Source organism: Ruminococcus sp. CAG:330 (genome assembly GCF_000437175.1).
Taxonomy (GTDB): domain Bacteria; phylum Bacillota; class Clostridia; order Oscillospirales; family Ruminococcaceae; genus Ruminococcus_C.
Map to the genome: position 1 here is coordinate 1 of NZ_FR898003.1, position 23,672 is coordinate 23,672.

Here is a 23,672-nt window from a genome sequence, read left to right on the forward strand (position 1 = left end):
CACCGGATACCGGCGGCTGATGACGTTCCGCACGTCCTGCAATGCCGCACCGACATCGGATGTAATGACGCCGATTCGCTGGGGCATGACAGGAATGGGACGCTTGGCAGCTGCATCAAAAACGCCCTGATCTGTCAGCTTTTTCTTCAGCTGTTCCAGCGCAGCCGCCTGCACACCTGCGCCGTCCGGCTGCATGTCCGTGACGTTCAGCTGGAAGCTGCCCTCTTTCTCATAGAGCACCGCTGAGGCTGCAACAATGACACGCATGCCGTCTGCCGGCTGAAACCGCAGCCGCTGGGCACTGCCCCGAAACATCACAGCTTTGACGCATGCCTCCGCATCCTTCAGGGTAAAATACAGGTGTCCGGAACGATAATATGCGGTGAAATTGGTGATTTCTCCACGCACCAGCACATTTTGCAGGGCACGTTCCTCTTTTAGACGATAGCCGACATAGCGGTTGAGTTGCGTTACGCTCAGAACTGCCACAGTGTTCCCCTCTTTTCCCGAATTGCCGCATAAACTGCCACGCCCACGGCATTGTCGCAGGCGCAGTCCGGCTCTGAAAAATAGACATCTCCGGCAGCCGCCAGCATGGGACGAATCATCCGGTTGGACATTACGCCGCCGGCATAGATGACTGGCAGTCTGCCGTATTTTTTCCGTGCTGCCGCTGTCATGGCGGCAATGGTCTCGCCCACTGTCAGCAGGCAATACCGTGCGATATCCTCCGGCGGCTGTTCCTGCCTGCACATCTTGGCACACTGGTTCTCCAAACCGGAGAGACAGCAGTTTTCCTCACGAATGACCGGACGCACACGCATTTTCGCATGGCTTTTCAGTGCCAGCTGTTCCAGCGCTGCACCGCAGGGAAATTGCAGTCCCAGCTGCAAGCCCACCCGATCGATCGCCTGTCCTGCTTTCAGATCCAGAGAGGTTCCGCAGGGCGTAATGCGCAGAAAATCCGCCGCATCCGGTTCGCAATAGAGGGAGTCCGTCGTTCCGCCGCTGACGTGAAACGCCAGAAACGGCGCACGGCAGAGTTCCAACTTTTTTGCCGAATACAGGGCTGCCAGAACATGTCCGATCTGGTGCGAAGTCACGTGCAGCGGCACGCCGGTCACCGCAGCGATTCCACGAGCCATTCCAAGTCCTGTGAGGAAGCACGGCATATAGGAGCCTTCCAGATTTCTGGGACGGGCAGACACACCGATGGCGCAAAGTTTCTCCGCTGCCATCTGCGGTGCCAGCTGTTCCAGCATGTCCGGCAGCTGTCTGGTGTGGTGAAAGACGGCGTCACTCTGCCGCAGTCCAGCCTTCCCCGCTTTGACGGGGAGCAGCTGCTTTGCCTGCTGCACCGTTCCGTGTTCCAAATCCAGAAGCGCTGCGGAAGTGGTATAGTTGCTGGTGTCAAGCCCCAGGATCTGCATCATGGGAGCCTGCCTCCTTTGCTGCCTTTTCCGCACGGGAATATGCGCCAAGAACGCCGTTGATGAACGAGGTGTCCTCCGGCAGTGCATACGCACGGGACAGGGCGACTGCCTCGCTGATGACCACATTCACCGGCGTCTTGGGAATGTTCCGCAGCTCGTAGAGTGCCAGACGGAGAATCGTCCGGTTCACCAGCGGGATCCGGTTCAGCACACGATTCTTACTGTAAGACGCAATGATCTGATCCAGCTCGTCCGCCTGCTTTCTGATGCCCTCCACATAGCGCTTGACCTGTGTGGGGATAGGCAGTTCCACCATTTCCTCCGTGGACTGGTAGAGTTCCTCCAGATCGCCGTTCCAGTCCGTCCGCACCAATGTCTCATATAGCAGAAGAAACGCATATTCTCTGATTTCATGTTTTGTCATACCATAACCTCCAAATCATTTTTTTGACGCTGCCCCCTGCATGCAAAACCGTATCGTTTGCCGTTTGACAGCAAAAGGGAAAGCCGCCGTCGCAGAAAAACAGCAGCTTTCCCAGATCCCACTTATTTTTTCTTTGGTATTTGTATGTATTTCCACACATTCGAAAGAAAACGGAATCAGAGCCGCCGGCATTTCTGCCGTGAAAACAAGTTCTTTCTTCTATTATACCAAAAAAAATCGTTTCGCACAACTATTTTACTTCAAAAATTCGAATATTTTCTGTGGCGACGGAAACCTCTCCCAAAATCACGTCCTTGATGGCAGCTGCCTGCGCTGCATCCAGCCCGTCGCTCTGCACCACGACCCGTGCGCCCTCGCCGTCCAGATAGACGATGCAATCCTGATAGCCCATGGACTTGATCAGCGACTCAATGGTACTCTCGCTCTCGATGAGTTTGGAGGTCTCTACGGCTGCGATGGCGTCAGTCACCAGTTCGTCCTCCGTCTGATCGCCGCCCCCCAGAATGGATTGCAGCGTTGCCACAGTTTCATCCCGGCTTGCCGTCCGTTCCAGACGTGCCTGTGCGAAGTAGTCCGCTGCATTGTCCGCCGTGGCAGGATCGGGCAGCACAACGCTCTCCGCCTCGGCTGCGGTTTCTGTTGCTGCGGCGGCATCGCTCTCCTCTGGTGCATCTGTCTTTTTCTCGCCCTCCGCCTCGGCGTTGACAAATGCCGTGTCGCCATAGGTCACGCCCTCGGACGGCGTTTTCTCCGCCGTGGTGAGATCGTGGTCGGACAGCGCATAGTTAACGTAGACGGCGATGGCAAGCATCAGCGTCAGGCAAGACAAAATGATCTGCTTTTTTCCAAGAATCAAAGAAGGCTTTTTCATAAACACAAATCCTTTCTGAGCAATTCGAGCACTCACGAAATGTTTCCGGCAGACGGCACCACGCAGATGCGGCTGGACGGCAGCGAGAGCACAGCCTGTACCGCCTTGCTGACACGCTCCTGCACCACGCTGCTGGAGGCACCGCTGCAAACCACGACAACACCGCTGATCTCCGGCGAGACAATCTGCTGCACCAGCGCACGTTCTCCGCTGCTGTCGGAGAGGATCACACACTTTTGCTGGGACTGCTGCCGTGATTCGGCAAGATCAGTTTCCGCATCCTGCACATAGCGTGTCTCCGCCGTTCCGGCAGCATTCACCAGCACACGGCATGTTCCCACGCCCTCCACCTGCTCCAGAATGCGGGAAAGCTCCTCCTCCATCCGGCGGCAGTACTGCTGTGTTTCTGCTGCGGCATCTTCCGTCGCAACACTGTTTTCCGCCGTTTTGGATTCCCTGTTCCGCTCCGGCAGCAGTCCGGACAGCAGGATCAGCCCCAGTCCGGCAGTGCCCAGCAGCACCAGAATACGGATTCCACGCTCGCTGTGCAGCTGTTCACGAATCTTCTTCCACATAGAGTTTCACCTCGTTTCCCAGAGATTCCGCAAGCAGCGCACGTGCTTTTTCCGGCTCTGTGCAGAATGCCGTGACACAATCTATCTCTATGCGCCCGTCCTCCGCAGTATGCATCTGCACCTGCACTTTGGCATCAGGGACACCGCCGGCAGAGAGCTGCTGCTGCAGCGTCACCTCCAAATTCTCCGCAGCACACGCTGCGGTCTCCTGTGCGACGGTTTCTGTCAGCTCCGCCGAAAACACCCCATCCCCGCTCCAATCCACGGAGAAGTCTCGACTCTCCTGTACCAGCGGTGTCAGAATCGCCAGCAGGAACACGGCGGAGAGCAGCAGCTTCATCTGGCGGTCGAATTTCGGACTGGGACGGATGGCATCCAAAGCCCCGGCCAGCAGACTGACCGCACACGCCGACAGCACAATGGCACGCATTCGCTCCATGTTACACACCGCCCTTTCCAATGGTCATGGCAACTGCCGTTGCCACAATAAACATCACGGCAAAGCAGACCAGCAGTGCAAACGCAATGGCAAGCGCCTGCTGTGTCCCACGCAGCAGGCGGAGCAGGCGCTGCGTTCCAAATAGTTCTGCTGCTGCTGCGCCCACCGCCACCACCATGCGGTACAGCAGCAGCTGGAGCAGCGGCGGGAGAAACAGCAGGCACAGCGCCATGATTCCCAGAACACCGGTGGTGCTGCGCAGAATTTGCAGGCTGCCACGCACCGTTGCATAGGCATCGGAAACCGCACTGCCCACCACCGGCACAAAGTTGGAAAGCACATAGCGTGTCGTTTTGGCAGCAGCGGTATCCGTGCTGCCGCTGATGAGATTCTGCATGGACAGCACCCCCAGAAACACAGACATAAGCAGCCCCAGCGTCCACGTGGTCACCTTGCGGGACAGAGTCAGCAGTCCGCCCACAGAAACCGAGGGGCTGACAGCGTCCACGATCGCCAGCGAAAATCCCATGGTACACAAGGGCAAAAGGGTGTGGCAGATCAGCTGTAATACACCGTCAGACAGCGCAATCACCCCCGTCTGATAGCAGACCGCCGTGCCGGCAGTCCCGCCTGCCGCCAGAATTCCGGCGAACACCGGCACAAATGCCGTCATAAATGATGCGCCCTGTTCCAGCGCCGTCTGCACCGCTGCAATGCTCTGAAACAGCGGATCTGCCAGCAGCGAAACGGCTGCCAGCGCACACACATAGTCAAAGACACGCACCGTTGCTGCATGGGAGGTACTGCACTGCATCCCCTCCAGCAGCGCTGCAAACAGAATCACCGTCAGCAATCCGCCCAGCATCTGAAACGGCAGCTGAATTCGGTCGGCGCAAAAGTCCCGCAGCACGTCCCACACACCGGCAAGGGTGAAGTGCTCCCCAACTTGCTCCGGCGAGGAGACAGACAGCCCCATCTGTTCCAGGACTGTACGCAAATCCCAGTCCAGCTGCTGCGTCACGGCAGCGCTTCCGCTCTCCTCCGCCAGTGTTGCAGCGACCTCTTCCGCAGACTGCTGTGCCGATGCTGAAAGCGTCACACCGTTTCCCAATCCGCCCAGCAATCCGCCAAGACATCCGGCAAAAAATATCCCACGCCGTTTCACGTCATCACCTCCGTCACCGTTTCCAGCAGCGTCTGCAACAGCGGAAGCGCCAGCAGCAGCAGGGAAAACCGTCCCCACAGCTCCGCCATATGCGCCAGCGCCGACTCTCCGCAGTCCTGACAGAGATCGCCGGCGATTCCCGTGAGGTAACAGATGCCCAGCGCCTTCCAGAGAATTTCCAGATAGGCCGACGGCAGCGCCGTTTTCTGAAACAGTTCGTTGAGCGTGGCAGCAATGGGTGTCAAATACGCTGCGGCAGCCAGTCCCACGACAGCACACGCCCCAAGCACGCAGAACAGCGCCTGTTCCCGACAATATTGTTTCAGCAGAGTTGCCAGAATCGCCGCCACCATGCAGACCGCAGCGGCAGATGCAGTTTCTCCGATCATAGGCCAAACACCGATTTGACACGGGCAAACAGATCACCGATCTGCTCCACCAGCAGCATCAGAACCACCACCAGCCCGGCAAGCGTCGTCATCATCGCCTGCTCCTCCCGTTCCGCCCGCTTTAGCACGAGATTCAGCACGGCGACAATGATACCGGTTCCGGCAATTTTAAAAATGAGATCAATATCCATGCTGGTCAACATCCTCCTTGATTAACACAACAGAATAGCCAGCAGCAATCCGCCCAGAACACCCATACTCACATAGAGCCGCTGCAAGCGCTGACAGCGCTCCGCAGCAGCTGCTGTGTACGGTTCCAGCTGCATGCGGTACTGCTCCAGCGTTTCCGCCTGTCCCGCCAGATCGCTGGCGCCAAGCTCCTCCCCTAAGGGCAGGAGAATCCGGCGCATCAGCTCCGGCACCGCCTTGTCCTGTGTCAGCCCGGTCTGCCATGCCTGACAGACTGAGTCGCCCTGTGCCATGCGCTGCGCTGCTGTGGCCGGAAACCGGAACATTCCATAGGATGATTCCTGTGACAAACGTTCCAGCAGTTCCTGCATGGAGAGTGCCCGAAACTCCATCTGCACCGCCATCTCCCGCAGCATACGGGAGAGGCACTCCGCAGCTGTGCGGGTGCGCTGAAGCCCCATGGCAGCATACCAGCCTGCACCGCCTCCGCACAGGACAAGGCACGCCAGCCCTGCCAGCCGTATCATGCGGCAAGCCGGCGAAGCTGCCGGATGTGTCCCTGCCTCTGCCCGTCCAACAGCGCCACATACTGGAACGCCCCTGCCCGAAGCAGCGCCTCCAAAGCTGCACGGTGCTGCACATCCTCCCAAGATACCGCATGGGCGGAAGCGACGACAGGGACACCGCAGCCATGGATGCGCAGAATCGCCTCTGCATCCGCCTCTGTCCCGATCTCGTCACAGACCAGCACGTCCGGTGTCATCACACGCAGCGCCGTCAGAAGCCCCTCTGCACGGGCGTAACCGTCCAGCACATCGGTGTGCAGTCCCACATCATAGCGTGGCACGCCCTGCTGCACCGCTGCGATCTCACTTCGCCCGTCAATGAGAGAGACACGGTGTTCTGCCCCGAGCAGCCGGCACATGTCCCGCAGCATGGTGGTCTTTCCGGAGCCGACTGCACCGGCGAGCAGGACGCTCTGAGGTCTGCTGCTGCAAGTCTGCCCGTACAGCTCTTCTGCACATCCCGTGACGCTGTGTGAAATGCGAAAGTTGAGTCCGGTGATGTGGTGCACCTGTGTGAGAACGCCGTCCCGATACACCGCAGAGCCGGCAATTCCCACACGATTCCCGCCGTCTACGGTAATAAAGCCCTGACTAATCTCCCTGGCATAGCAGTAGACCGAATAGGAACAGACCGCCTGAAACGTCTGTTCCAGCGTGCGCTGCGACATGCGCAGTGCTTTGGCAGGTTGCTGCGTTCGTGTTCCGTCCGGCGCAAGGAAACGCTCCTGTTGCTGTATCACCACTGCCACCGGCTTTTCCGCACGCAGGCGCACTTCCTGTATCTGCGTCTGCACCTCCGCCGGCATCTGCTGCACCGCAGAGCGCACCGGAACTGGCAGGTAGCGCAGCACCGCCTGCAAACCATTTTCCATCATCTGCAATTCCTCCTCTTTTCTCATCCGATTGATACATCCTATGCGTCATGGACAAGAGGTATGACAGGGGGCACAAAAAAACGCCCTGTGAAATCCATTCACAGAGCGCTGCTATCTCAGAAGCTTAGAAGCCGTCTTCACAAGCATATACACGTGTCTTTTCGGCAAATTTTGCTGCATACTGCGTGAAAAATACTTGCCGGGCGACAGCCCGCCTGCGTATTTTTGCCTTGTCTGCAACAAAATTATGCTCGAAAATCCACATATATTTCTTGTGAAGACAGCTTCTTATTCTCAAACATTTTTTGCCTGCACAACCAGCAGGTCACCTTTTTCCACGGAGATCTCCGCTTGTTCTCCGAGAATCTCGTTACTCACGCCAAGAGGATAGCTGGCACGGAGCGTTCCGTGTTCCAGCGGATAGGCAACGCCGGCTGATGTGATTCCCTCGCAAACCGGTGTCATGGCAAACAGGGACAGATACCACTTTCCCGTCTGGGGCTTGCGGTAGACCTGACGGCTGTTCCACATACCGCCACGCTGAAGCGTGACACGATGTCCGGCATCGATCAGAATACCGGCGGTGTCCGCATCTGCCAAAAGGCGAAGCATTTGCAGGTTGGCAATGGTGTGATCCAGCCGCCCGCCCAATGCGCCATAAAACACCAGTTCCCGACACCCCTGCGCCACGGCATACCGTGCAGCCAGCAGCAAGTCCGTATCGTCCTTTTCCGCCGGATAGGTGACAACGTTTCCTCCTGCGGGGACGCTGCCGAGGGAGTCAAAGTCCCCCACCACAAAATCCGGCTGAATCCCCAGCTGCTGCGCTGCACGCAGTCCGGCATCGGCACAAACGCAGAGGGCATACGGCGGAAGCTCTGCCGGCAAATCTGCCATTGACACCGGCGCACCGCCAAAGATCACGGCTCGTTTCACGACTCCCATTCCTTTCTCTGCTTTGCCGTCTGATACAGGGTGCAGTACGATGTGTGACGGCTCTTGGCGATTTTCCCAGCCTGCACAGCCTCCAGAATGGCGCAGCCCTTTTCGCAGACGTGGGAACAGTCGGAGAACCGGCACTCTCCCAGATACGGCTGGAACTCCGGAAAGCAATCGGCGATCTGTTCTTTTTTCATTTGCACATACTGCTCCGCCTCAAATGTGGAGAACCCCGGCGTATCCGCCAGATAGCCGCCGGCACACGAATAGAGCTGCACCTGCCGTGTGGTGTGTCTGCCACGTCCCAGCTTCTCGCTGATCTCTCCCACCGGGAGCTGAAGAGAGGGTTCCATGGCATTGAGCAGCGTGGATTTTCCCACGCCGGAATTGCCAGTCATCATGCTGACCTTATCTTTCAGCAGGGCTGCCACTGCCTGCACCGTCTCCCCGTTTCGGTAGTCCACCGCATACACCGGAATGCCGGCGCTGGTGTAGAGCCGGCGCACCTGCTCTGCCGCATCCAGATCCACTTTTGTCAGAACCAGAACCGGCTGGATATTCTGGTAGATTGCCACCGCCAGAAACGAATCCAGCAGGAGCAGGTTCGGGTCAGGACGGCAGGAGGATGTGACAAACAGGATCTGATCCAGATTTGCCACTGGCGGCCGGAGGATGCTGTTTTTTCGGGGGAGGATCTCACAGATCACACCGTCCTCAGACAGCTGTACAAAATCCCCCACGTAGGGCAGAATGCCACGCTTTCGAAAAACGCCGCGTGCTTTACAGGTGCACATACCGCAGGAGGTCTCTACGGTGTAGAGACCTCCCACAGATGTGATGATTCTGCCCTGTGTTTCAGAAAGTGTTACCGCAGAATCTCTCATACCTTACCCCTCAGCAGCTGCAGTTGTCACCTGCGTTTCAGCAGGCTCCTGTGTGGTTGCCAGCGTGGTTTTCACCATGACCTCATCAAAAGCGCCCTCGATATTCTCGCTGGAAGCAGTGAATGTCTTGTTGGCAAAGTCGAACGTATAGGTGCCGACAACGGCAGTCTTACCGCTCTGTGCGCCGGTAACAGAAACCTTAACAGTTCGCTTGCCCTTACCGCTTACCTTGACAGAAACCGATGCATCAGTCAGGCTCTCCGCCACAAACTGGCGGGATGCAATTACGCCTTCCTCATCGGTAGTAAAACTCAGGGTGTACATACCGGACATGCCAGCCGGCAGGTTCACCAGACCATAGTTGACCTCGCCCTCCGGCTCCTCGCCGTTGCTGATGGTCAGCTTGATCGTTGAACCGGCTGCTACGATCTTGCCCGGCTCCGGATCCTGCTCAATGACCTGATCCTTCTCCTTATCCGACGCCTTTTCCTCAGTTTCAATCTTGAGGTTGCGGTGCTTGCACTCCTTTGTTGCCTCTTCCAGGGACATACCCACCAGATTCGGAACATCTGCCTCTTCGACCGCAATGCCCATGCTGACATAAACCGTCACGCTGGAACCGACCGGCACTTCGGTATCGATTTCCGGATCCGTCCGGATGACGTGGTTCGCCTCGATGTTTTCTTCCGAGGTACTCTCCACCTTTTTCAGCTCTGCCGTCAGGCCACGGGATTTCAGGGCTTCCTCCGCCTCATCTGCCGTGTAGTTGGTTAGATCGGGAACCTTGACTTTCTGAATGCCCAGACTCACAGCAACTGCCAGTTCGATCTTGCCGTCGCTGTTTTTCTTGACAAATTCACCGCCCTTGACATTCTGCTTATAAATGATATTCTCCTCGTACTTGTCCGTGTACTCCTGCTCTGCGATCTCAAAATCCACGTTGGGGTAATTGAGTACGGCATCGTCGTAGGTCAGACCAATGACGTTGGGGACTTCGTCGGTAGTGCCGTTCTGCGAGCCAGTCCCCTGACTGAGCAGCAGGAAAATGATAATGGCTGCGACGACTACCACCACGATGGTGACCGCCGTCAGAATCGGAACGACCAGCGACTTGCTCTGTTCCGGCTCCCGCTCCGCCACGCTGCTCTCCATGCCATAATCCGGTTCTCCGCCGGCTGGCTGCTGGGTGTTGCTGTAAGTGGGATTTCCACGGCGGCGAGGCTGCATGCCCGTCTGCTCCGGCACGCCGGAATACTGACGCTGCTGCTGGGGTGCCTGCGGCGCATTATAATAGCCGAAGATGATCTGGTTATTCGCCTTGAATGCCTCAATATCCCGAATCATGTCCGTGGCAGACTGATACCGCTTGTTGGCATCCTTCTCCATGGCGTGCATGATGATCTCTTCCAAGCCGGAGGGGATGTTGGGGTTGATATTGCGGGGACGCTCCGGCACATTCTGCATGTGCATGACTGCAATGGAAACCGGATTGTTGGTATCGAAAGGCTTTTTACCGGTCAGCATCTCGTAGAACATGACACCAACGGAATAGATGTCGCTCTTGGCGTCGGTGACATCGCCACGTGCCTGCTCCGGACTGATGTAGTGCACCGAGCCGATTGCCTGATCGGTGGCGGTGCGGCTCTCCTCCCGTGCAAACTTGGCAATGCCAAAGTCCATGACCTTGATGGTGCCGTCGGTCAGGAGCATAATGTTCTGGGGCTTGATGTCCCGATGCACAATGCCGCGATTGTGTGCGTGCTGGAGTGCCCGCAGAATCTGGATGACAAAATGCACAGCGTCCTTCCAGTTGAGCACGTGCTCGCTGTCAATGAAGTCCTTCAGCGTGATACCGTCAATGAACTCCATGACGATGTACTGCATCTTATCCGAAAAGCCCATATCGTAGATCTTCACGATGTTGGGATGCGACATCATGGCAATTGCCTTGGACTCATTGCGGAACCGACGCTGGAATTCCTCGCTCTCCGAGTACTCGGTCTTGAGGATCTTGACTGCCACCATGCGATTATCCAGCACATCGGTGGCACGATATACATTCGCCATACCGCCCTCGCCCACGAGTTCTGTCAGTTCATAGCGGCCGTCCAATCTCTTTCCAATATAGCTATCTCTGTCCATCTCTTTTTACTCCTCCACTGATTCTGATGCAGCCGCCACCGCAACTGCAACGGAGATATTGTCCCGTCCGCCTTTTTGCAGCGCCATATCCACCAGCTGCTGCGTGATCTCCTCCGCCGGTTTCTCCGGATCCAGCACTTCCTGAATCTCAGCATCGCTGCAAAATCCAGACAGCCCGTCAGAGCACAGCAGCAGGATAAACGGCTGACTGTCAACACGGTCTATGCGGAAAAAATCCGGGCAGACAGTTCGCTCTACCCCGACGGCCTTCACCAGCATGTGCCGCTGCGGATGCGTTGCCATTTCATCCTCTGTAATTTCCCCCTGCTCCAGCAGCGCCTGCACACGTGTGTGATCGACGGTGATCTGCTGTAAGGTATCCTCTGCCCAATAATAAGCACGGCTGTCGCCTACATTGGCAATGGCGATATAGGTCTGGCTGATGAACGCTGCCACGCAGGTCGTCCCCATGCCAAAATTCTGATAGTCCATCCGTGCCGAAGTATATACCACGGAATTTGCGGCGGAAATCGAAGAGAGCAGCAGCGAACGCATACTGTAGTGATCCATATCCGGTTCATAGCCCTCCTCAAAGTTTTCGAAAAATACTTCTGAAGCCAGACTGCTCGCCTTACTGCCGGAACGTTCTCCGCCCATGCCGTCGCAAACCAGCAGCAGCAGATTTTCGCCAAACTGCCGGCTTCCCACACGGTCCTGATTTTCCTCCCGCACATAGCCAATGTGTGTCTGTGTTGCACTTGTCAATTACTACCACCTCCACAGGCATCGGCGCTCTGCTGGCTGGCATCCCGCCGCAGCTGACCGCATGCCGCTTGGATATCGCTGCCCAGCGTCCGCCGAATGGTGGCATTGACACCGAGCCTGCGAAGTTCCTGTTCGAATTGTTCTACATTTTTCCGGAACGCACGAAAGCTTCGTTCCGCAATGGGATTGACGGGAATCAGATTCACGTGGCACTGCATGCCACGCAGACAGTCTGCCAGCTTTTTGGCATCCGCCTTTGTCCCGTTAACGCCGTCGATGACCGCATACTCCATGGTCACACGGCGGCCTGTTGTCTGAAAATAATACCGGCACGCCTCCAACAGTTCCGGCAGCGGATACTTCCGGTTGACCGGCATGATCTCGCTGCGCCGTCTGGCATCCGGACTGTGCAGAGAAACGGAGAGCGTCACGCCAAGCCGCATGTCCGCCAGTTCCCGAATCCGCGGCACAAGTCCGCACGTAGAAACTGCCACATGCCGCAGACTCATACCGAAGCCATCGGGATGCGAGAGCAGCCGGAAAAAGGCGACCACATTCTCAAAGTTGTCCAGCGGCTCCCCGATTCCCATGAGCACAAGGCTGTCGATCCGGCAGCCGGCGTCCCGCTGTGTCTCGTAGATTTGCAGCAGCATCTCCGCCGGTGTCAGATTCCGCACGTATCCTGCAATGGTGGAGGCGCAGAACTGACAGCCCATCCGGCAGCCCACCTGTGTGGAGATGCACAGGCTTTTTCCGTGGTGATAGTCCATGAGAACCGTCTCCACGAAATTGCCGTCCGGCAGCCGATACAGATATTTTACCGTATCATCGATAGAAGATGCAAGCCTTCTTTCAATATTTAGTCTATTTATACAAAAATTTTGCTCCAGCTTCTCCCGCAATTGGAGAGATAGCGAAGTCATCTGGGAAAATTCTGTCACCTGCTTCTGATGGAGCCAGCCAAATATTTGTTTTGCACGAAATTTCGGCTCTCCCCATGCTTCCAGATACGCCCGCAGCGCCTCCGGCGAGAGGGACAAGATATCGATTTGTTCCATCTTCATCCTCCATCACAAGCAGCAGACAGAACGTCTGCTTTCCTCCATTCTGCATGCGCTCACTTGCGCTGCATTTTTGCCACAAAGAAACCGTCACTGCCGCAGATCTCCGGCAGCAGCGTCAGCATAGGTTCGGCAAATACGCCGCCCCACTCCGGCAGAACCGGACAAAGCCGGAAGTCCGGATGATGCGCCAGAAACTGCGCCACGACCTTCTGATTCTCCTCCGGCAAAATCGTACAGGTGGAATATTGCAGCACACCGCCCTGTTTTACATAGCGTGCGGCATTTTCCAGAATCGCCAGCTGAACCGGCGGCAGCTGTGCCAGTTCCTCCGGCTGTTTTTCCTTGACCTCCGGCTTCCGGCGCAGAACGCCCAGTCCGGAACACGGCACATCGCACAGCACACGGTCTGCGCCGGCAAGTTCCGGCTGGTACACAGCGGCATCCCCCTGCATTGCGGTGACGTTGGTCAGCCCCAGCCGGCGGACATTTTCCGCAATCAGCCCCACACGGGACTGCGCCAGATCAAAGGCAAGCACCTTTCCGCCGCCCTGCATTTGCAGTGCCATGGTGCAGGTCTTTCCGCCGGGAGCAGCGCAGAGATCCAGCACCGTTTCGCCGGCTTTTGCGCCAATGGCAAGGGAACAGATCTGCGAGGCGAGATCCTGCACATAGAACCAGCCCTGCTGAAATTCCGGCAGATGCCGGATATCGCCGGCGTGCAGCTGGTAGGCATCCGGCACTTGCGCCACCGGTATGATGCGCTCGCCCAGCGCCTGCTCCAGTTCCTCCTGCGTACATTTTTCCGGATTGCGCCGGATGTATCGGGGAGCCGGCTGAAGCGCATCCGCCAAAAATGCCTGTGTCCGCTCCCTGCCATAGGCGTCCAGCAGCTTTTTCAGCAGCCACTCCGGCACGGCGTATTCCACCGCCATCGCCTTTTCCGGCTGCTTCGGCAGGGGAATCCGGCAGTCATCCCGCAGAAAGCTGCGCAGCACGGCATTTACAAAACCCGATGCACTCGCCTTTCGGCAGGAACGTGTCAGCTTCACCGACGCATCCACCGCAGCACGTGCCGGAATCTGGTCGCAGTACAGCAGCTGGTAAATCCCCAGCCGCAAAATATTCCGCACCGTTCCGTCCAGCTTGCGGAGGGGCTGTTTGCAATAGTGCGACAGCACTGCATCCAAAGTGATGCGCCGTTCAATGACACCGTAATAGAGGGAGGCGCACAGGCGCTTATCCCGCTCTTCCAGCGTGGACTGCGCCAGCGCATGATCCAGCAGCAGATTGGAATAGCTCTTCTCCTGTTCCGTGCGGTCTAACAGCTGAACCGCCAGCTTTCTCGCACTCATCGGCGATTACCCCGTGCGATATTCAGCAGACGAAGCAGCTGTAAAATCGCATTGAGCAGTGCTGCCACGTAGGTCAGCGCTGCGGCGGTCAGTACTTTCCGGGCCTTGGTCAGTTCCTCGCCCGCCAGAATATAACGGGATTCCAGCGTTTTCATGGCACGATGGCTTGCGTCAAATTCCACCGGCAGGGTAATCAGCTGGAAAAAGACAATGGCACTGAACAGCAGAATGCCGATCATCTGCATGATCTGTCCCGCCTGAGAATTGCCGAAGACCAGACCGATCAGAAAAATGATATACCAGAACTTCGAGCCGATCTGTGTCACCGGAATGACAGCACTGCGAATCTTCATGGGGAAGTAGCCCACCTCATGCTGTACGGCATGTCCGCACTCATGGGCGGCAACGCCAATGGCTGCCACAGAAGTGGAATCGTGCACCGAATCCGAAAGACGGATGACGTTGCCGGAGGGGTCATAGTGATCGGTCAGTTTGCCTGAGATCCGCTCCACACGAATCTGATACAGTCCGTTTTCATCCAGAATCTGCCGTGCCACCTGCGCAGCAGTCAGACCACGGCTGTTGGAATCTTTCTCATACCGCCGAAATGTGGCGTTGACATTCCAAGAGGCTGCTAAGCTGATAATCAATCCTAAAATCAACAATGCATACATGGGATCGTCTCACTTTCTCCCGGTCATGCGCCGAGCTTCGTTCCCTTCGTCAGTTTCTTTCCGCGGAGAAAATCTGCCGTCTGCATCCGGCGCTTGCCCTCTGGCTGAATCTCCGTCAGACGCAGTCCGTTTCCGTCACCGCAGGCAACCAGAAAGCACTCCGGATCGGCAATTGTCCCCGGCGCTCCGGCGACATTGGCTTCCACACGAGAGCTGTATACCTTCAGGCGTTTGCCCTCCAGCAGTGTGAAACCAGTGATACCGCGAATCAGGTCGTGCAGCTTCTGCGCCGGCTGGGAAAAGTCCAGCGCCGACATCTCCTTGGTAATGCGAGAGGCATAGCAGGATTTGCTGTCGTCCTGCGGTGTCCGCTGCAGGGTGCCCGCTTCCAGCTGTTTCAGCGTTTCCGCCAGCGTTTCCACGGCGAGCTCCGCCAGCCGGTCATACAGTTCCTCCGCTGTTTCCTCCGGTCCGATGGCAGTTTCCTTTGCCACGAGAATATCGCCGGTATCCAGCGATTCCGCCATCTGCTGTGCGGTTACGCCGGTCTTGGTCTGACCGTCCATCACAGCCCACTGAATCGGCGCAGCACCACGGTAGACCGGCAGCAGAGAGGCGTGCAGATTGATACAGCCGTATTTCGGCAGTTCCAGAACTGCCTTGGGCAGGATCTGTCCATATGCCAGAACAACGATCAGATCCGGTGCAAGCTGGCGCAGTGTTTCCATTGCTGCCTCGGCGTCCTCCCCTTTCCGGAACGACAGCGGCTGGTATACCGGAATATCATACTCCAGCGCAGCAGCTTTCACGGCAGTGGGAATGGTGTGGTGTCCGCGTCCCTTGGGGCGGTCGGGCTGTGTAAAAACGCTCAGAACCTCGTGCTCGCTCTCCGCCAGAAAGCGCAGACTCGGCACCGCAATTTCCGGCGTTCCCATATAGACAATTCTCATGCTTCTTCCAAATCCTCCGGATCTACAAATTCCTCTACCACATCGGTGAACAGCTGTCCGTCCAGATGTGCGTATTCATGACAGGTGCACTGTGCGCCCAGCGCCGTCAGTGTCATCTCGTACCAGTTGCCGTTGCGATCCTGCGCCCGCAGCTTGCACTTATTCGGCCGTGTCACATAGCCCCACTGGTTGGGAACGGAAAGGCAGCCCTCCAGCACACGCTGTTTCCCGCTCTTCTTAATGATTTCCGGATTGATCGCTTCGATTCGCATATCGCCCAGATGCATGATAAAAAAGCGGCGGCAGCAGCCCACCTGCGGTGCAGCCAGTCCAACGCCCTCCGCCTTATCCAGTGTTTCGTGCATATCATCCAGCAGTGTATGCAAATTCTGATCGAACATTGTCACCGGACGGCAGACGGTTCGCAGCACCGGATCTCCCACCTTGACGATTCTTCGCAATGCCATGCCAAATTCCTCCTCGTTATACGCCGATATCGCCGTTCATGTCCGCAAAAAGATGTACCTTTGCACAGGCACGGTCGGAACCGGCTTCTTTCAAAACCGCACGGATGAGATCCCGGTACGGCTTGGTATTCTTACATTTGATGACCAGCTGATAGCGGTACTTTCCGTTGATCTTCCCATAGACACACGGCACCGGTTCCAGCACCCAGATGGGATAGGAAAAGCCCTGCCGCTGAATCTGTATCCGCAGAATCTGAGAGGTTTTCTGCGCCGCCTGCTGCACCTCCTGCTCACGCAGACCGGTGAAACCGATGACGCAGATGTCACAGACGGGCGGGAAAATCAGCTGTCGCCGCAAAGCAATTTCCTGTTCGTAGAACGCCTCATACGCCTGCTTGGATGCCAGCTTCAGCACGTAATGATCCGGCATATTGGTTTGCAGGATCGCACGTCCGGCGGAACTTCCACGGCCGCCTCTGCCCACCACCTGTGTCACCAGCGAAAACGTCCGCTCGTAGCTGCGGAAATCGCCGGCGTACAGCGCCTTGTCCACAGAGAGCACACCAACCAGCGTCACATTGGGGAAATCCAGTCCCTTGCCGATCATCTGCGTTCCCAGCATAATGTCATACTTGCCCGCCCGAAACTCCGCAAAGTGCTCCGCATAGGCATAGCGGGACATGGTGGTATCCGCATCCATCCGCAGGATTCGTGCCTGCGGCACCAGCTCGGAGAGTTCCTCCTCCAGGCGCTGCGTGCCGAAGCCCATTTTCCGCAGATGCGGACTGCCGCAGAACGCACAGGTTTTCACCATCTCCTGCACATGTCCGCAATAGTGGCACATCAGGCTGTCATTCACCTTATGGTAAGTCATGGGAATGCTGCAATTGGGACAGTACACCGGCTTATTACAGGACGCACAGCTGATGATCGTGTGGTAGCCACGGCGGTTCAAAAGCAGCAGCGTCTGTTTTCCAGCGCCCAGGTTTTCCAGCATGGCATCTTGCAGCGTGCGGGAAAACACACCATCGTTGCCGTTCTCCCGCTCTTTCTGCATATCCACCACTTCCACCTTGGGCAGCGGTGTCTGATTATAGCGTTCCTTCAATTCCAGCAGCGTATACGTGCCACGCTTGGCGTAATAGTAGCTCTCAATAGAGGGCGTTGCCGATGCCAGCAGCAGCGGACAGCCATGGGTCTGACAGCGCTTTTTCGCCACCGAAATGGCGTGATATCGAGGTGCGCTGTCCGATTTATAGGTACGCTCCCCCTCTTCATCCACCACCAGAAGTCCCAGCTTCTGCACCGGCGCAAAAACTGCGCTCCGAGTCCCGATAATGATGCGTGCTTCTCCGGCGGCGATTCTGCGCCAAGTGTCGCTGCGCTGTCCCAAAGAGAGTTCGCTGTGCACCACAGCGACCACCTCGCCAAACAGCTGGTAAAAGCGCTCCACCATCTGCGGTGTGAGCGCAATTTCCGGCACCAGAAGGATCACCTGTTCACCACGCTGAAGTACCGTGTGAATCAAGCGGATAAATACGCTGGTCTTTCCGCTGCCGGTGACGCCATGCAGCAAAAAACAACGCATCCCCTTTCCAAGGGCATCCGCCACTGACCGATACACATCCTGCTGCGCCGGAGAAAGCACCACATCCTCCGGTGTTCCGGTTTGTTTCTGACCGGCGTACAAGTCGGTGTTAGACTTCACCACATAAGATTCCGCCACACCGGACTGCACCAGCTTTTTCGCCACGCTGGCAGACACACCGCTGAGGTAGCATGCCTCCTTTTCCGAGAGCGTCCCCACCTCCTGCAGCAGCTTCACCAGTTTTTGCTGTGTCTGTGTGATGCGTGGAGCTTCCTCCGCAGCTTCCGCCAGCCGGAGCATCCGGATTCCCGTCTGTCCGTGTGTCTTTTCCCTGACAGTTTCCCGCCGTATCAGAAAGCCCTTTTTCAGCAGAGATTCCAGCACTTTTTTCCCCTCTGCATCCATGTCGGAGAGAATCCGCTGGAACTCCCGTTTGGTTCTGGCATTTTTCAGAAAAAACAGCTGCTGCTGTTCCGCCTCTGTCAGAGGGACTTCCGGCAGTGCTTTTGCCAGAGAAACGGTCTCCACCAGCTGCACCTGCATTCCCGCCGGCAGGATTGTCCGCACCGCATCATAGTAAGTGCAGAACGTCATCTCCTTGAGCCAGAACACCAGTTCCAGCATCTCCGGCGACAGCAAAGAGTGTTCGTCCACCACGGACAGAACTGCTTTCAGCTGCAAGTCCGTGGCAGTCTGCGGTTCGCAGGAGAGCACGATTCCCACCCGCTTGGTGTTGCTCCTGCCGAACGGGACAACAACACGGCAGCCCAGCGAGATCGGCTGCATGCTCACATAGGAAAACAGCTGGTCAAAGGAATAGGCTGCCGCACAAACTGCCACACCAACGCACCACAGCGCCGGCAGATTCGAGTCAGCTTTCATGGAGTTCAGCGGGTCTGGCTCTCATCGTCCACGATACGATATTTTCCGGCAGCCAGCTCTGCAATGGCAGTCTTTACCGGCTTTTCCTCCAGCGGCTTTCCCTCTTTACACAGCTCATCGGCAATCTCACGGGCACGCTTTGCCACGCCAACAACCAGAGAGTAGCTGCTCTCATTTTTTGTGATCAACTGATTGACAGACGGTCTTAACATATTCATTTTTCAAGCACCTCATTGATTTCTTCCAGATTTTTCTGCGCTCTTCGAGATTCTGCGCACAAAATTGCGTTCACTTCTTCCACTGCCTTGGAGAGTTCCCCATTGACGACCACATAATCGTAGTCCTTTGCACAGCCGATTTCACGGGCAGCCTGTGCAACACGTTTCTGAATGACGTCCTCTTCCTCTGTTCCACGCTTCCGCAGACGGCGTTCCAGCTCGGTCAGCGACGGCGGCAAAATGAAGAGAAAGACAGCATCCGGACGGGTTTCCCGCACCTTCATAGCACCGACAACCTCAATTTCCAGAATGACATCCTGTCCCATCGCCAGATGCTCTTCCACCGGCTTTCTCGGCGAGCCATAGTAATGACCGCAGTAACCGGCATGTTCCAAAAAGCCATCCTCTGCGATCATCGCCTCAAACTGCGCATCGCTCATGAATCGATAGCTGACACCGTCCACTTCACCCGGTCTGATTTCCCGTGTCGTTGCGGAAACAGAAAAATACAGGTTGGGATTTTGTAGTACCTCTTTCAGAACCGTCCCCTTTCCGCAGCCGGACGGTCCGGAAACAACAAACAATGTTCCTTTTTTCATGCGGTTTCCTCCTCCATTTATTCGATGTTTTGAATCTGTTCTCTGATTTTTTCGATCTCTGATTTCATATCCACCACAAGCTTGGTGATCTCCAGCATCTGCGATTTCGAACCGGTCGTATTCACCTCACGGTTCATCTCCTGCACCAGAAAATCCATCTTTCTGCCCACCGGCTCCGCCGATTCCAGAAATCCACGGAACTGTGCAATATGGCTATGCAGCCGCACCAGTTCCTCATCCACGGCGATTTTCTCAGCGACCACTGCTGCCTCTGTCACCAGACGGGATTCCTCCACCGTGCGATCTTCCAGCAATTCCGTGATTTTCCGGTAGAGCCGGTCGTAGTACTGCTGCACCGTCTGCGGTACCAGCTGTTCTACCTGATCGGTCATCTGTTCCAGCTGTGTCAGATGGAATGCAACGTCATCCTTCAGACGTTCGCCCTCAGTCTGGCGCATCTGAACGAACTGTGTCAGTGCTTCCGCCAGAACCGGCTGCACCTGTGCCCAGATTTCCGCCGGATCATCCGCTACCTGCTGCACCTGAAATGCATCCGGAATTCGCAGCAATGTGGAAAGCGTCAGATCCGGTTCGATGCGATAGGACTCCGCAGCCGTATCATTTTCTGCCTGCTTCTGCAAGCGCACGTTCTCCCGCTCGATGGCAGAGAGATATGCCTGAACTACATCGTGGTCAAGCTCCACGGTTGTCGTTTTCGAGGAAACCGGCTGCATCGAGAGCGAAACTTCCACTTTTCCACGGGAAACGTTCTGCTGCACCTGTTCCTTGATCTTCTCTTCTAAGTACCCGAAACTACGTGGCAGCCGAACCGAGGCTTCCAGAAACCGGTGGTTGACAGAATGCACCTCCACCGTGATATCATACCGCTCCGTCTGCGATGCTGCCCGACCGTATCCAGTCATACTTTTCATTTATGTCACCTCTCTCTGCAACCTTTGTAATATCTTATTATATCATTTTTTCGGTAGAAAATCAAGTGCTTCTCAGAAAATTTCCCAACCACAGCGCACAAAAGCGCCACCGCCCCGAAGGGCAGCAGCGCTTCCGCACATTTATGACAGGCTGTTTCTAAAATCCGCAGCCATTTCGTCAATTATTTTGGTATCCCGTCATTACTCCGGCAGAGCGTTGATCAGGTGTACCAGGAACTTCAGCAGGCTCATGCTATCGTCAGCAGTGATACCAACGCCCTTGTTGCAGTCTGCATTCAGGGTAGCCTGTTCGTTCAGAGTTACTGCACCAGCAACTGCCTTGTTCAGCAGAACTGCGTCAGACAGGTCAACTTCGCCATCCAGGTTTACGTCACCCAGCAGAACGCCGTCCGGAGTGCTTACCGTTGTTACAGCAGTGGTTTCAGTGCTGTCGCTTGCGGTAGTTTCAGCAGTAGTGTTCTCTGTGGTAGCAGCCTCAGTCGTGGTGGTAGTCTCAGCAGCAGTTACAGTTACCTTAACTGTTGCGGTCTTGCCGTTCTCGTCGGTTACAGTGATGGTAGTTTCACCCTCAGATACACCAGTTACAGTGCCGTTTTCATCAACAGATGCAATGCTGGAATCAGCAGAATCGAACTTGCAGTTGTCCTTGTTCGGCTTCAGAGTCTCGGTCTCACCAACAGCGATGGTAATCTCAGACGGAGTTACAACCGGACCATCATCCTCACTGGTCGGACCCGGCTTTACATCCGGATACAGTTCGTTCATGGTACCCAGAGCCATCATGATATCGCCTGCGTGCCAGAATCTGTGGAGTGTGAAGTAATAGTTGTCGCAGTTGCCGTCCTTCTCATAGTAAGACAGAGCTTCCTCATACATCGGGCTGTTCTTATAGTTGGAACGAATGTCAACGAATGTTGCGCCATCCTTAACGGTGTCGCCATTCGGCATCGTACCAGTGTAACGGTCAGCAGCCAGAACTTCACCCTTACCATTTGCTCTTGTGCCATTCGGCAGAACCACCTTGGTGTTCCACAGTCTCGGCAGGTTGGTGTTGTGGTCGGATACGCCCAGACCGATATCATCACGGAAGCTGTTCCACTCTCTGTCAAGGAGTTCCTTTGCCAGATACAGGGACTGCTGAGCCAGTGCATCGCCGCTGTCGCCAGACTTCTTGCTCTCGTAAGCAGCCTTGCAAGCATCGATGTCGCTGGAAACGCCCTTTGCCTTTGCATAGTAGATCAGAGTATTTGCCAGAGAAGATACGCATCCCAGGTCGCCGTCGCCATAGCCAACGATGGTGCAGGTCAGCTTGCTGTTCTCCTGGTAAGTACCAGTCCAGGACTCCGGCTGACCGCTCCAGATCAGGCTGGACGGAATGGAGAAGGAAGTACCGTCATCGGTTACACCCTTGGACAGATCCGGAATTGTGAAGGTGCTCATGGTAGTGTCATACGGCTCATAGTAAGCATCAAAAGTCTTGGTAGCATTAGCCTTACCCAGAACAGTGTTGTCCATGAACCAGCCTACCCAGCGATCCAGAATCTTTTCCAGAGCTGCGGTCATGCTCATGCCGCCAACCTGTACGCCGCCGTCGCCGTTTTCCTTGACAACATAGTACAGTTCTGCCAGACGCTGAACTGCCCATACCTGGTTACCAATCCAGTGGTTGGAACCCGGGTCAGCATATACCGGGTGTTCCAGATATGCCATGTCGTGGAAAGTAGACTGACCAGCCGGATATGCCTGATACTGACCGCCCCAGGAGTTGGTGCAGCCGCCGGCGATCGGACCGTCGCTGGACAGCAGCCACAGATACAGTTCCATCTGTCTTTCCAGAGAAGCCTTGTAGTCGTCAGTAGCGCCGGTAGCCTTCATGCCAGCATTCAGCTGAGAATCATTTACCAGAGCGTATGCAGCCAGCGGGTTCTGATAGAATTCGTGGCAGTGAGATGCGCCGATCTGCCATGCCCAAGAGCCGTCTAGTGCGCCGCCCCAGGAAGTGTACCAGTTCATCAGGTAGTGCTTACCAACTTCCGGATTACCGTTACCGTTGGACCAAACGTTGCCTGCACAGCCGATTTCCTTGTAGTACTTATCATACATGTTGTTACGAGCTTCGTCACCCATCTTACCGGCAAGAGCGGAGATGGACTGGCTGCCGCCCCACTTGGAGTCAACCGTCTGATCGCCAACACCCCATCTGTTTGCATCGTAAACAGCCTGGATTGCACGGTCTTCTGCGTCCGGCGCATTGGTGTAAGACCACTGCTCAGCCGGAGTTGCCTCGGTGTTGAAGAAGCCCTTCATACCGCCGTTGCCGCGGATACCGTAGCCCTTGTCGTGCAGGTCTACGCAGGCATGCGGAATGGTTTCCCAGCAGGACTCCTGCTCACCACGCTGGAAGGTGTTGATCAGAGTGAAGCTGCCGCTTACGTTCTGCTGTGCACCCTGGCTGCCGTTTGCTGCGCCGAATCCATACCAGTCATCAACGTCAGCCAGCCAGTGCATCAGGTACAGACCCTTATCGCTGCCGTATGCATTGCAGAAATAGTTGTGGATCGGGTTCTGAGCCTTGTTGCCGTCCTGCATAGCAGTCGGATAATTCTCAATCTGCGGCCACTCATCGCTGTAAGTAGCACTCAGAGAGCTGCCCTTGCTCATGAAGCTGTTCTGCTGATCCGGAATCATGGTAGCTTCCATGGTCTTCCATGCCTTTGCCAGATCGCCGACAGTATCAGCCTGACCATCAACTCTCTTGGTCTTGCCCTGGTTGACAATGTTATCACGCATTGCAGCAACCCATACCAAGTAGGACAGAGCCTCAGATGTGGTTTCATGACCGTAGTCCGGAGCCTCGATACACAGTTCCTCTACCGAGTGATACGGTACACCGAAACCGCCGTTAGCCACGGAGCTCTGGGACAAATAGCCGTTCTGCTGACCATTGGTAACAACGTCATCGTACAGAGACATGAAGCGCTCTGCATAGGTGCTGTCACCATAGGCCTCTTCTTTGGTGCGGGTGCCAGCTGCAGAAGCGGCAGTCGGCAGAACAGCCGAACAAGTCATTGCAGCAGCCAGAATCGCAGCCAAAACGGTTTTGCTTTTCTTGAATTGCATTTCTTGAAATTCCCCTCTCAAAAATAATGTAGAAAATAGGAAACATGGCAATTTGCGGGCAGCCGGGTTCCAGTCGAATCCGACGCAGGCAAACCGCCACACGGATTTGAGGAACCCCCCTGCATTTT

25 protein-coding genes are annotated in these 23,672 nt (G+C 56.0%); all 25 read right to left on the reverse strand.

Translation table 11 applies throughout. The features are described 5' to 3' along the window. Positions 1-489 (reverse strand): exodeoxyribonuclease VII large subunit (gene xseA / locus QZL66_RS01435; protein WP_293601759.1); only part of this gene is annotated, 489 nt, incomplete at its 3' end. Beyond that, positions 477-1,433, reverse strand: coding sequence for a Kae1-like domain-containing protein (locus QZL66_RS01440; protein ID WP_022409987.1), 957 nt, complete (start codon positions 1,431-1,433; stop codon positions 477-479). The genes QZL66_RS01440 and xseA, both read right to left, overlap by 13 nt. Further along, entirely contained in the window at positions 1,411-1,857 is a 447-nt protein-coding gene (gene nusB, locus QZL66_RS01445; protein WP_022409988.1) for a transcription antitermination factor NusB, read from the reverse strand. The genes QZL66_RS01440 and nusB overlap by 23 nt, the downstream gene beginning before the upstream one ends. Positions 1,858-2,107: 250 nt before the next feature. Beyond that, positions 2,108-2,749, reverse strand: coding sequence for a SpoIIIAH-like family protein (locus tag QZL66_RS01450; RefSeq protein ID WP_022409989.1), 642 nt, complete (start codon positions 2,747-2,749; stop codon positions 2,108-2,110). A gap of 32 nt (positions 2,750-2,781) precedes the next feature. Then, positions 2,782-3,324 carry a stage III sporulation protein AG gene (locus tag QZL66_RS01455; RefSeq protein WP_022409990.1) on the reverse strand — a complete coding sequence of 181 codons (543 nt, stop codon included), beginning with the start codon at positions 3,322-3,324 and terminating at the stop codon, positions 2,782-2,784. After that, positions 3,305-3,763 carry a hypothetical protein gene (locus QZL66_RS01460; protein ID WP_022409991.1) on the reverse strand — a complete coding sequence of 153 codons (459 nt, stop codon included), beginning with the start codon at positions 3,761-3,763 and terminating at the stop codon, positions 3,305-3,307. Before QZL66_RS01460 ends, QZL66_RS01455 begins: the two co-directional genes overlap by 20 nt. A gap of 1 nt (position 3,764) precedes the next feature. After that, positions 3,765-4,928 (reverse strand): stage III sporulation protein AE, encoded by a 1,164-nt coding sequence (locus QZL66_RS01465; RefSeq protein ID WP_022409992.1) that lies wholly within the window; start codon positions 4,926-4,928, stop codon positions 3,765-3,767. After that, entirely contained in the window at positions 4,925-5,317 is a 393-nt protein-coding gene (locus QZL66_RS01470) for a SpoIIIAC/SpoIIIAD family protein (RefSeq protein ID WP_022409993.1), read from the reverse strand. The genes QZL66_RS01465 and QZL66_RS01470 overlap by 4 nt, the downstream gene beginning before the upstream one ends. Then, positions 5,314-5,508 carry a stage III sporulation protein AC gene (gene spoIIIAC, locus QZL66_RS01475; protein ID WP_022409994.1) on the reverse strand — a complete coding sequence of 65 codons (195 nt, stop codon included), beginning with the start codon at positions 5,506-5,508 and terminating at the stop codon, positions 5,314-5,316. Before spoIIIAC ends, QZL66_RS01470 begins: the two co-directional genes overlap by 4 nt. 21 nt (positions 5,509-5,529) lie before the next feature. Next, positions 5,530-6,033 carry a stage III sporulation protein AB gene (locus QZL66_RS01480; protein ID WP_022409995.1) on the reverse strand — a complete coding sequence of 168 codons (504 nt, stop codon included), beginning with the start codon at positions 6,031-6,033 and terminating at the stop codon, positions 5,530-5,532. Next, positions 6,030-6,947 (reverse strand): ATPase, T2SS/T4P/T4SS family, encoded by a 918-nt coding sequence (locus tag QZL66_RS01485; protein WP_022409996.1) that lies wholly within the window; start codon positions 6,945-6,947, stop codon positions 6,030-6,032. The genes QZL66_RS01480 and QZL66_RS01485 overlap by 4 nt, the downstream gene beginning before the upstream one ends. A gap of 294 nt (positions 6,948-7,241) precedes the next feature. Then, a complete protein-coding gene (locus QZL66_RS01490; RefSeq protein WP_022409997.1) occupies positions 7,242-7,883 on the reverse strand; it encodes a thiamine diphosphokinase in 642 nt (213 codons plus the stop codon). Beyond that, the gene (gene rsgA / locus QZL66_RS01495) at positions 7,880-8,770 is read right to left on the reverse strand and encodes a ribosome small subunit-dependent GTPase A (RefSeq protein WP_022409998.1); all 891 of its coding nucleotides are present in this window, start codon (positions 8,768-8,770) and stop codon (positions 7,880-7,882) included. The genes QZL66_RS01490 and rsgA overlap by 4 nt, the downstream gene beginning before the upstream one ends. Positions 8,771-8,773: 3 nt before the next feature. Next, complete coding sequence (pknB, locus tag QZL66_RS01500) at positions 8,774-10,912, reverse strand: Stk1 family PASTA domain-containing Ser/Thr kinase (RefSeq protein WP_022409999.1); 2,139 nt, start codon at positions 10,910-10,912, stop codon at positions 8,774-8,776. 6 nt (positions 10,913-10,918) lie between these two features. Next, positions 10,919-11,677 carry a Stp1/IreP family PP2C-type Ser/Thr phosphatase gene (locus QZL66_RS01505; RefSeq protein WP_022410000.1) on the reverse strand — a complete coding sequence of 253 codons (759 nt, stop codon included), beginning with the start codon at positions 11,675-11,677 and terminating at the stop codon, positions 10,919-10,921. Next, entirely contained in the window at positions 11,674-12,735 is a 1,062-nt protein-coding gene (gene rlmN, locus QZL66_RS01510) for a 23S rRNA (adenine(2503)-C(2))-methyltransferase RlmN (RefSeq protein WP_022410001.1), read from the reverse strand. The genes QZL66_RS01505 and rlmN overlap by 4 nt, the downstream gene beginning before the upstream one ends. A 59-nt stretch (positions 12,736-12,794) precedes the next feature. Continuing rightward, positions 12,795-14,093 (reverse strand): 16S rRNA (cytosine(967)-C(5))-methyltransferase RsmB, encoded by a 1,299-nt coding sequence (gene rsmB, locus QZL66_RS01515; RefSeq protein WP_022410002.1) that lies wholly within the window; start codon positions 14,091-14,093, stop codon positions 12,795-12,797. Further along, on the reverse strand, positions 14,090-14,767 hold the full coding sequence (locus QZL66_RS01520; protein WP_022410003.1) for a zinc metallopeptidase: 678 nt from the start codon (positions 14,765-14,767) through the stop codon (positions 14,090-14,092). The genes rsmB and QZL66_RS01520 overlap by 4 nt, the downstream gene beginning before the upstream one ends. 23 nt (positions 14,768-14,790) lie before the next feature. Continuing rightward, positions 14,791-15,717, reverse strand: a complete 927-nt coding sequence (gene fmt / locus QZL66_RS01525; protein WP_022410004.1) for a methionyl-tRNA formyltransferase — start codon at positions 15,715-15,717, stop codon at positions 14,791-14,793. Beyond that, positions 15,714-16,184, reverse strand: coding sequence for a peptide deformylase (def, locus tag QZL66_RS01530; protein ID WP_022410005.1), 471 nt, complete (start codon positions 16,182-16,184; stop codon positions 15,714-15,716). Before def ends, fmt begins: the two co-directional genes overlap by 4 nt. Positions 16,185-16,200: 16 nt before the next feature. Beyond that, positions 16,201-18,654 (reverse strand): replication restart helicase PriA, encoded by a 2,454-nt coding sequence (gene priA / locus QZL66_RS01535; protein ID WP_022410006.1) that lies wholly within the window; start codon positions 18,652-18,654, stop codon positions 16,201-16,203. Positions 18,655-18,659: 5 nt separating this feature from the next. Further along, on the reverse strand, positions 18,660-18,872 hold the full coding sequence (gene rpoZ, locus QZL66_RS01540; protein ID WP_022410007.1) for a DNA-directed RNA polymerase subunit omega: 213 nt from the start codon (positions 18,870-18,872) through the stop codon (positions 18,660-18,662). Then, a complete protein-coding gene (gene gmk, locus QZL66_RS01545; protein WP_022410008.1) occupies positions 18,869-19,471 on the reverse strand; it encodes a guanylate kinase in 603 nt (200 codons plus the stop codon). Before gmk ends, rpoZ begins: the two co-directional genes overlap by 4 nt. Before the next feature lie 17 nt (positions 19,472-19,488). Beyond that, positions 19,489-20,403: a YicC/YloC family endoribonuclease gene (locus QZL66_RS01550; RefSeq protein WP_022410009.1), complete on the reverse strand. Its 915-nt coding sequence runs from the start codon at positions 20,401-20,403 to the stop codon at positions 19,489-19,491. Positions 20,404-20,604: 201 nt separating this feature from the next. Beyond that, positions 20,605-23,544, reverse strand: a complete 2,940-nt coding sequence (locus QZL66_RS01555) for a glycoside hydrolase family 48 protein (RefSeq protein ID WP_022410010.1) — start codon at positions 23,542-23,544, stop codon at positions 20,605-20,607. Between the last annotated feature and the right edge of the window lie 128 nt (positions 23,545-23,672).

Excerpts from the sequence above, each read along its gene's own strand:
- QZL66_RS01440 (WP_022409987.1), bottom strand. The coding sequence starts at position 1,433 with ATGATGCAGATCCTGGGGCTTGACACCAGCAACTATACCACTTCCGCA.
- nusB (WP_022409988.1), bottom strand. The coding sequence starts at position 1,857 with ATGACAAAACATGAAATCAGAGAATATGCGTTTCTTCTGCTATATGAG.
- QZL66_RS01450 (WP_022409989.1), bottom strand. The coding sequence starts at position 2,749 with ATGAAAAAGCCTTCTTTGATTCTTGGAAAAAAGCAGATCATTTTGTCT.
- QZL66_RS01455 (WP_022409990.1), bottom strand. The coding sequence starts at position 3,324 with ATGTGGAAGAAGATTCGTGAACAGCTGCACAGCGAGCGTGGAATCCGT.
- QZL66_RS01460 (WP_022409991.1), bottom strand. The coding sequence starts at position 3,763 with ATGGAGCGAATGCGTGCCATTGTGCTGTCGGCGTGTGCGGTCAGTCTG.
- QZL66_RS01470 (WP_022409993.1), bottom strand. The coding sequence starts at position 5,317 with ATGATCGGAGAAACTGCATCTGCCGCTGCGGTCTGCATGGTGGCGGCG.
- spoIIIAC (WP_022409994.1), bottom strand. The coding sequence starts at position 5,508 with ATGGATATTGATCTCATTTTTAAAATTGCCGGAACCGGTATCATTGTC.
- QZL66_RS01480 (WP_022409995.1), bottom strand. The coding sequence starts at position 6,033 with ATGATACGGCTGGCAGGGCTGGCGTGCCTTGTCCTGTGCGGAGGCGGT.
- QZL66_RS01485 (WP_022409996.1), bottom strand. The coding sequence starts at position 6,947 with ATGATGGAAAATGGTTTGCAGGCGGTGCTGCGCTACCTGCCAGTTCCG.
- rsgA (WP_022409998.1), bottom strand. The coding sequence starts at position 8,770 with ATGAGAGATTCTGCGGTAACACTTTCTGAAACACAGGGCAGAATCATC.
- pknB (WP_022409999.1), bottom strand. The coding sequence starts at position 10,912 with ATGGACAGAGATAGCTATATTGGAAAGAGATTGGACGGCCGCTATGAA.
- rlmN (WP_022410001.1), bottom strand. The coding sequence starts at position 12,735 with ATGGAACAAATCGATATCTTGTCCCTCTCGCCGGAGGCGCTGCGGGCG.
- rsmB (WP_022410002.1), bottom strand. The coding sequence starts at position 14,093 with ATGAGTGCGAGAAAGCTGGCGGTTCAGCTGTTAGACCGCACGGAACAG.
- QZL66_RS01520 (WP_022410003.1), bottom strand. The coding sequence starts at position 14,767 with ATGTATGCATTGTTGATTTTAGGATTGATTATCAGCTTAGCAGCCTCT.
- fmt (WP_022410004.1), bottom strand. The coding sequence starts at position 15,717 with ATGAGAATTGTCTATATGGGAACGCCGGAAATTGCGGTGCCGAGTCTG.
- def (WP_022410005.1), bottom strand. The coding sequence starts at position 16,184 with ATGGCATTGCGAAGAATCGTCAAGGTGGGAGATCCGGTGCTGCGAACC.
- priA (WP_022410006.1), bottom strand. The coding sequence starts at position 18,654 with ATGAAAGCTGACTCGAATCTGCCGGCGCTGTGGTGCGTTGGTGTGGCA.
- rpoZ (WP_022410007.1), bottom strand. The coding sequence starts at position 18,872 with ATGAATATGTTAAGACCGTCTGTCAATCAGTTGATCACAAAAAATGAG.
- gmk (WP_022410008.1), bottom strand. The coding sequence starts at position 19,471 with ATGAAAAAAGGAACATTGTTTGTTGTTTCCGGACCGTCCGGCTGCGGA.
- QZL66_RS01550 (WP_022410009.1), bottom strand. The coding sequence starts at position 20,403 with ATGAAAAGTATGACTGGATACGGTCGGGCAGCATCGCAGACGGAGCGG.
- QZL66_RS01555 (WP_022410010.1), bottom strand. The coding sequence starts at position 23,544 with ATGCAATTCAAGAAAAGCAAAACCGTTTTGGCTGCGATTCTGGCTGCT.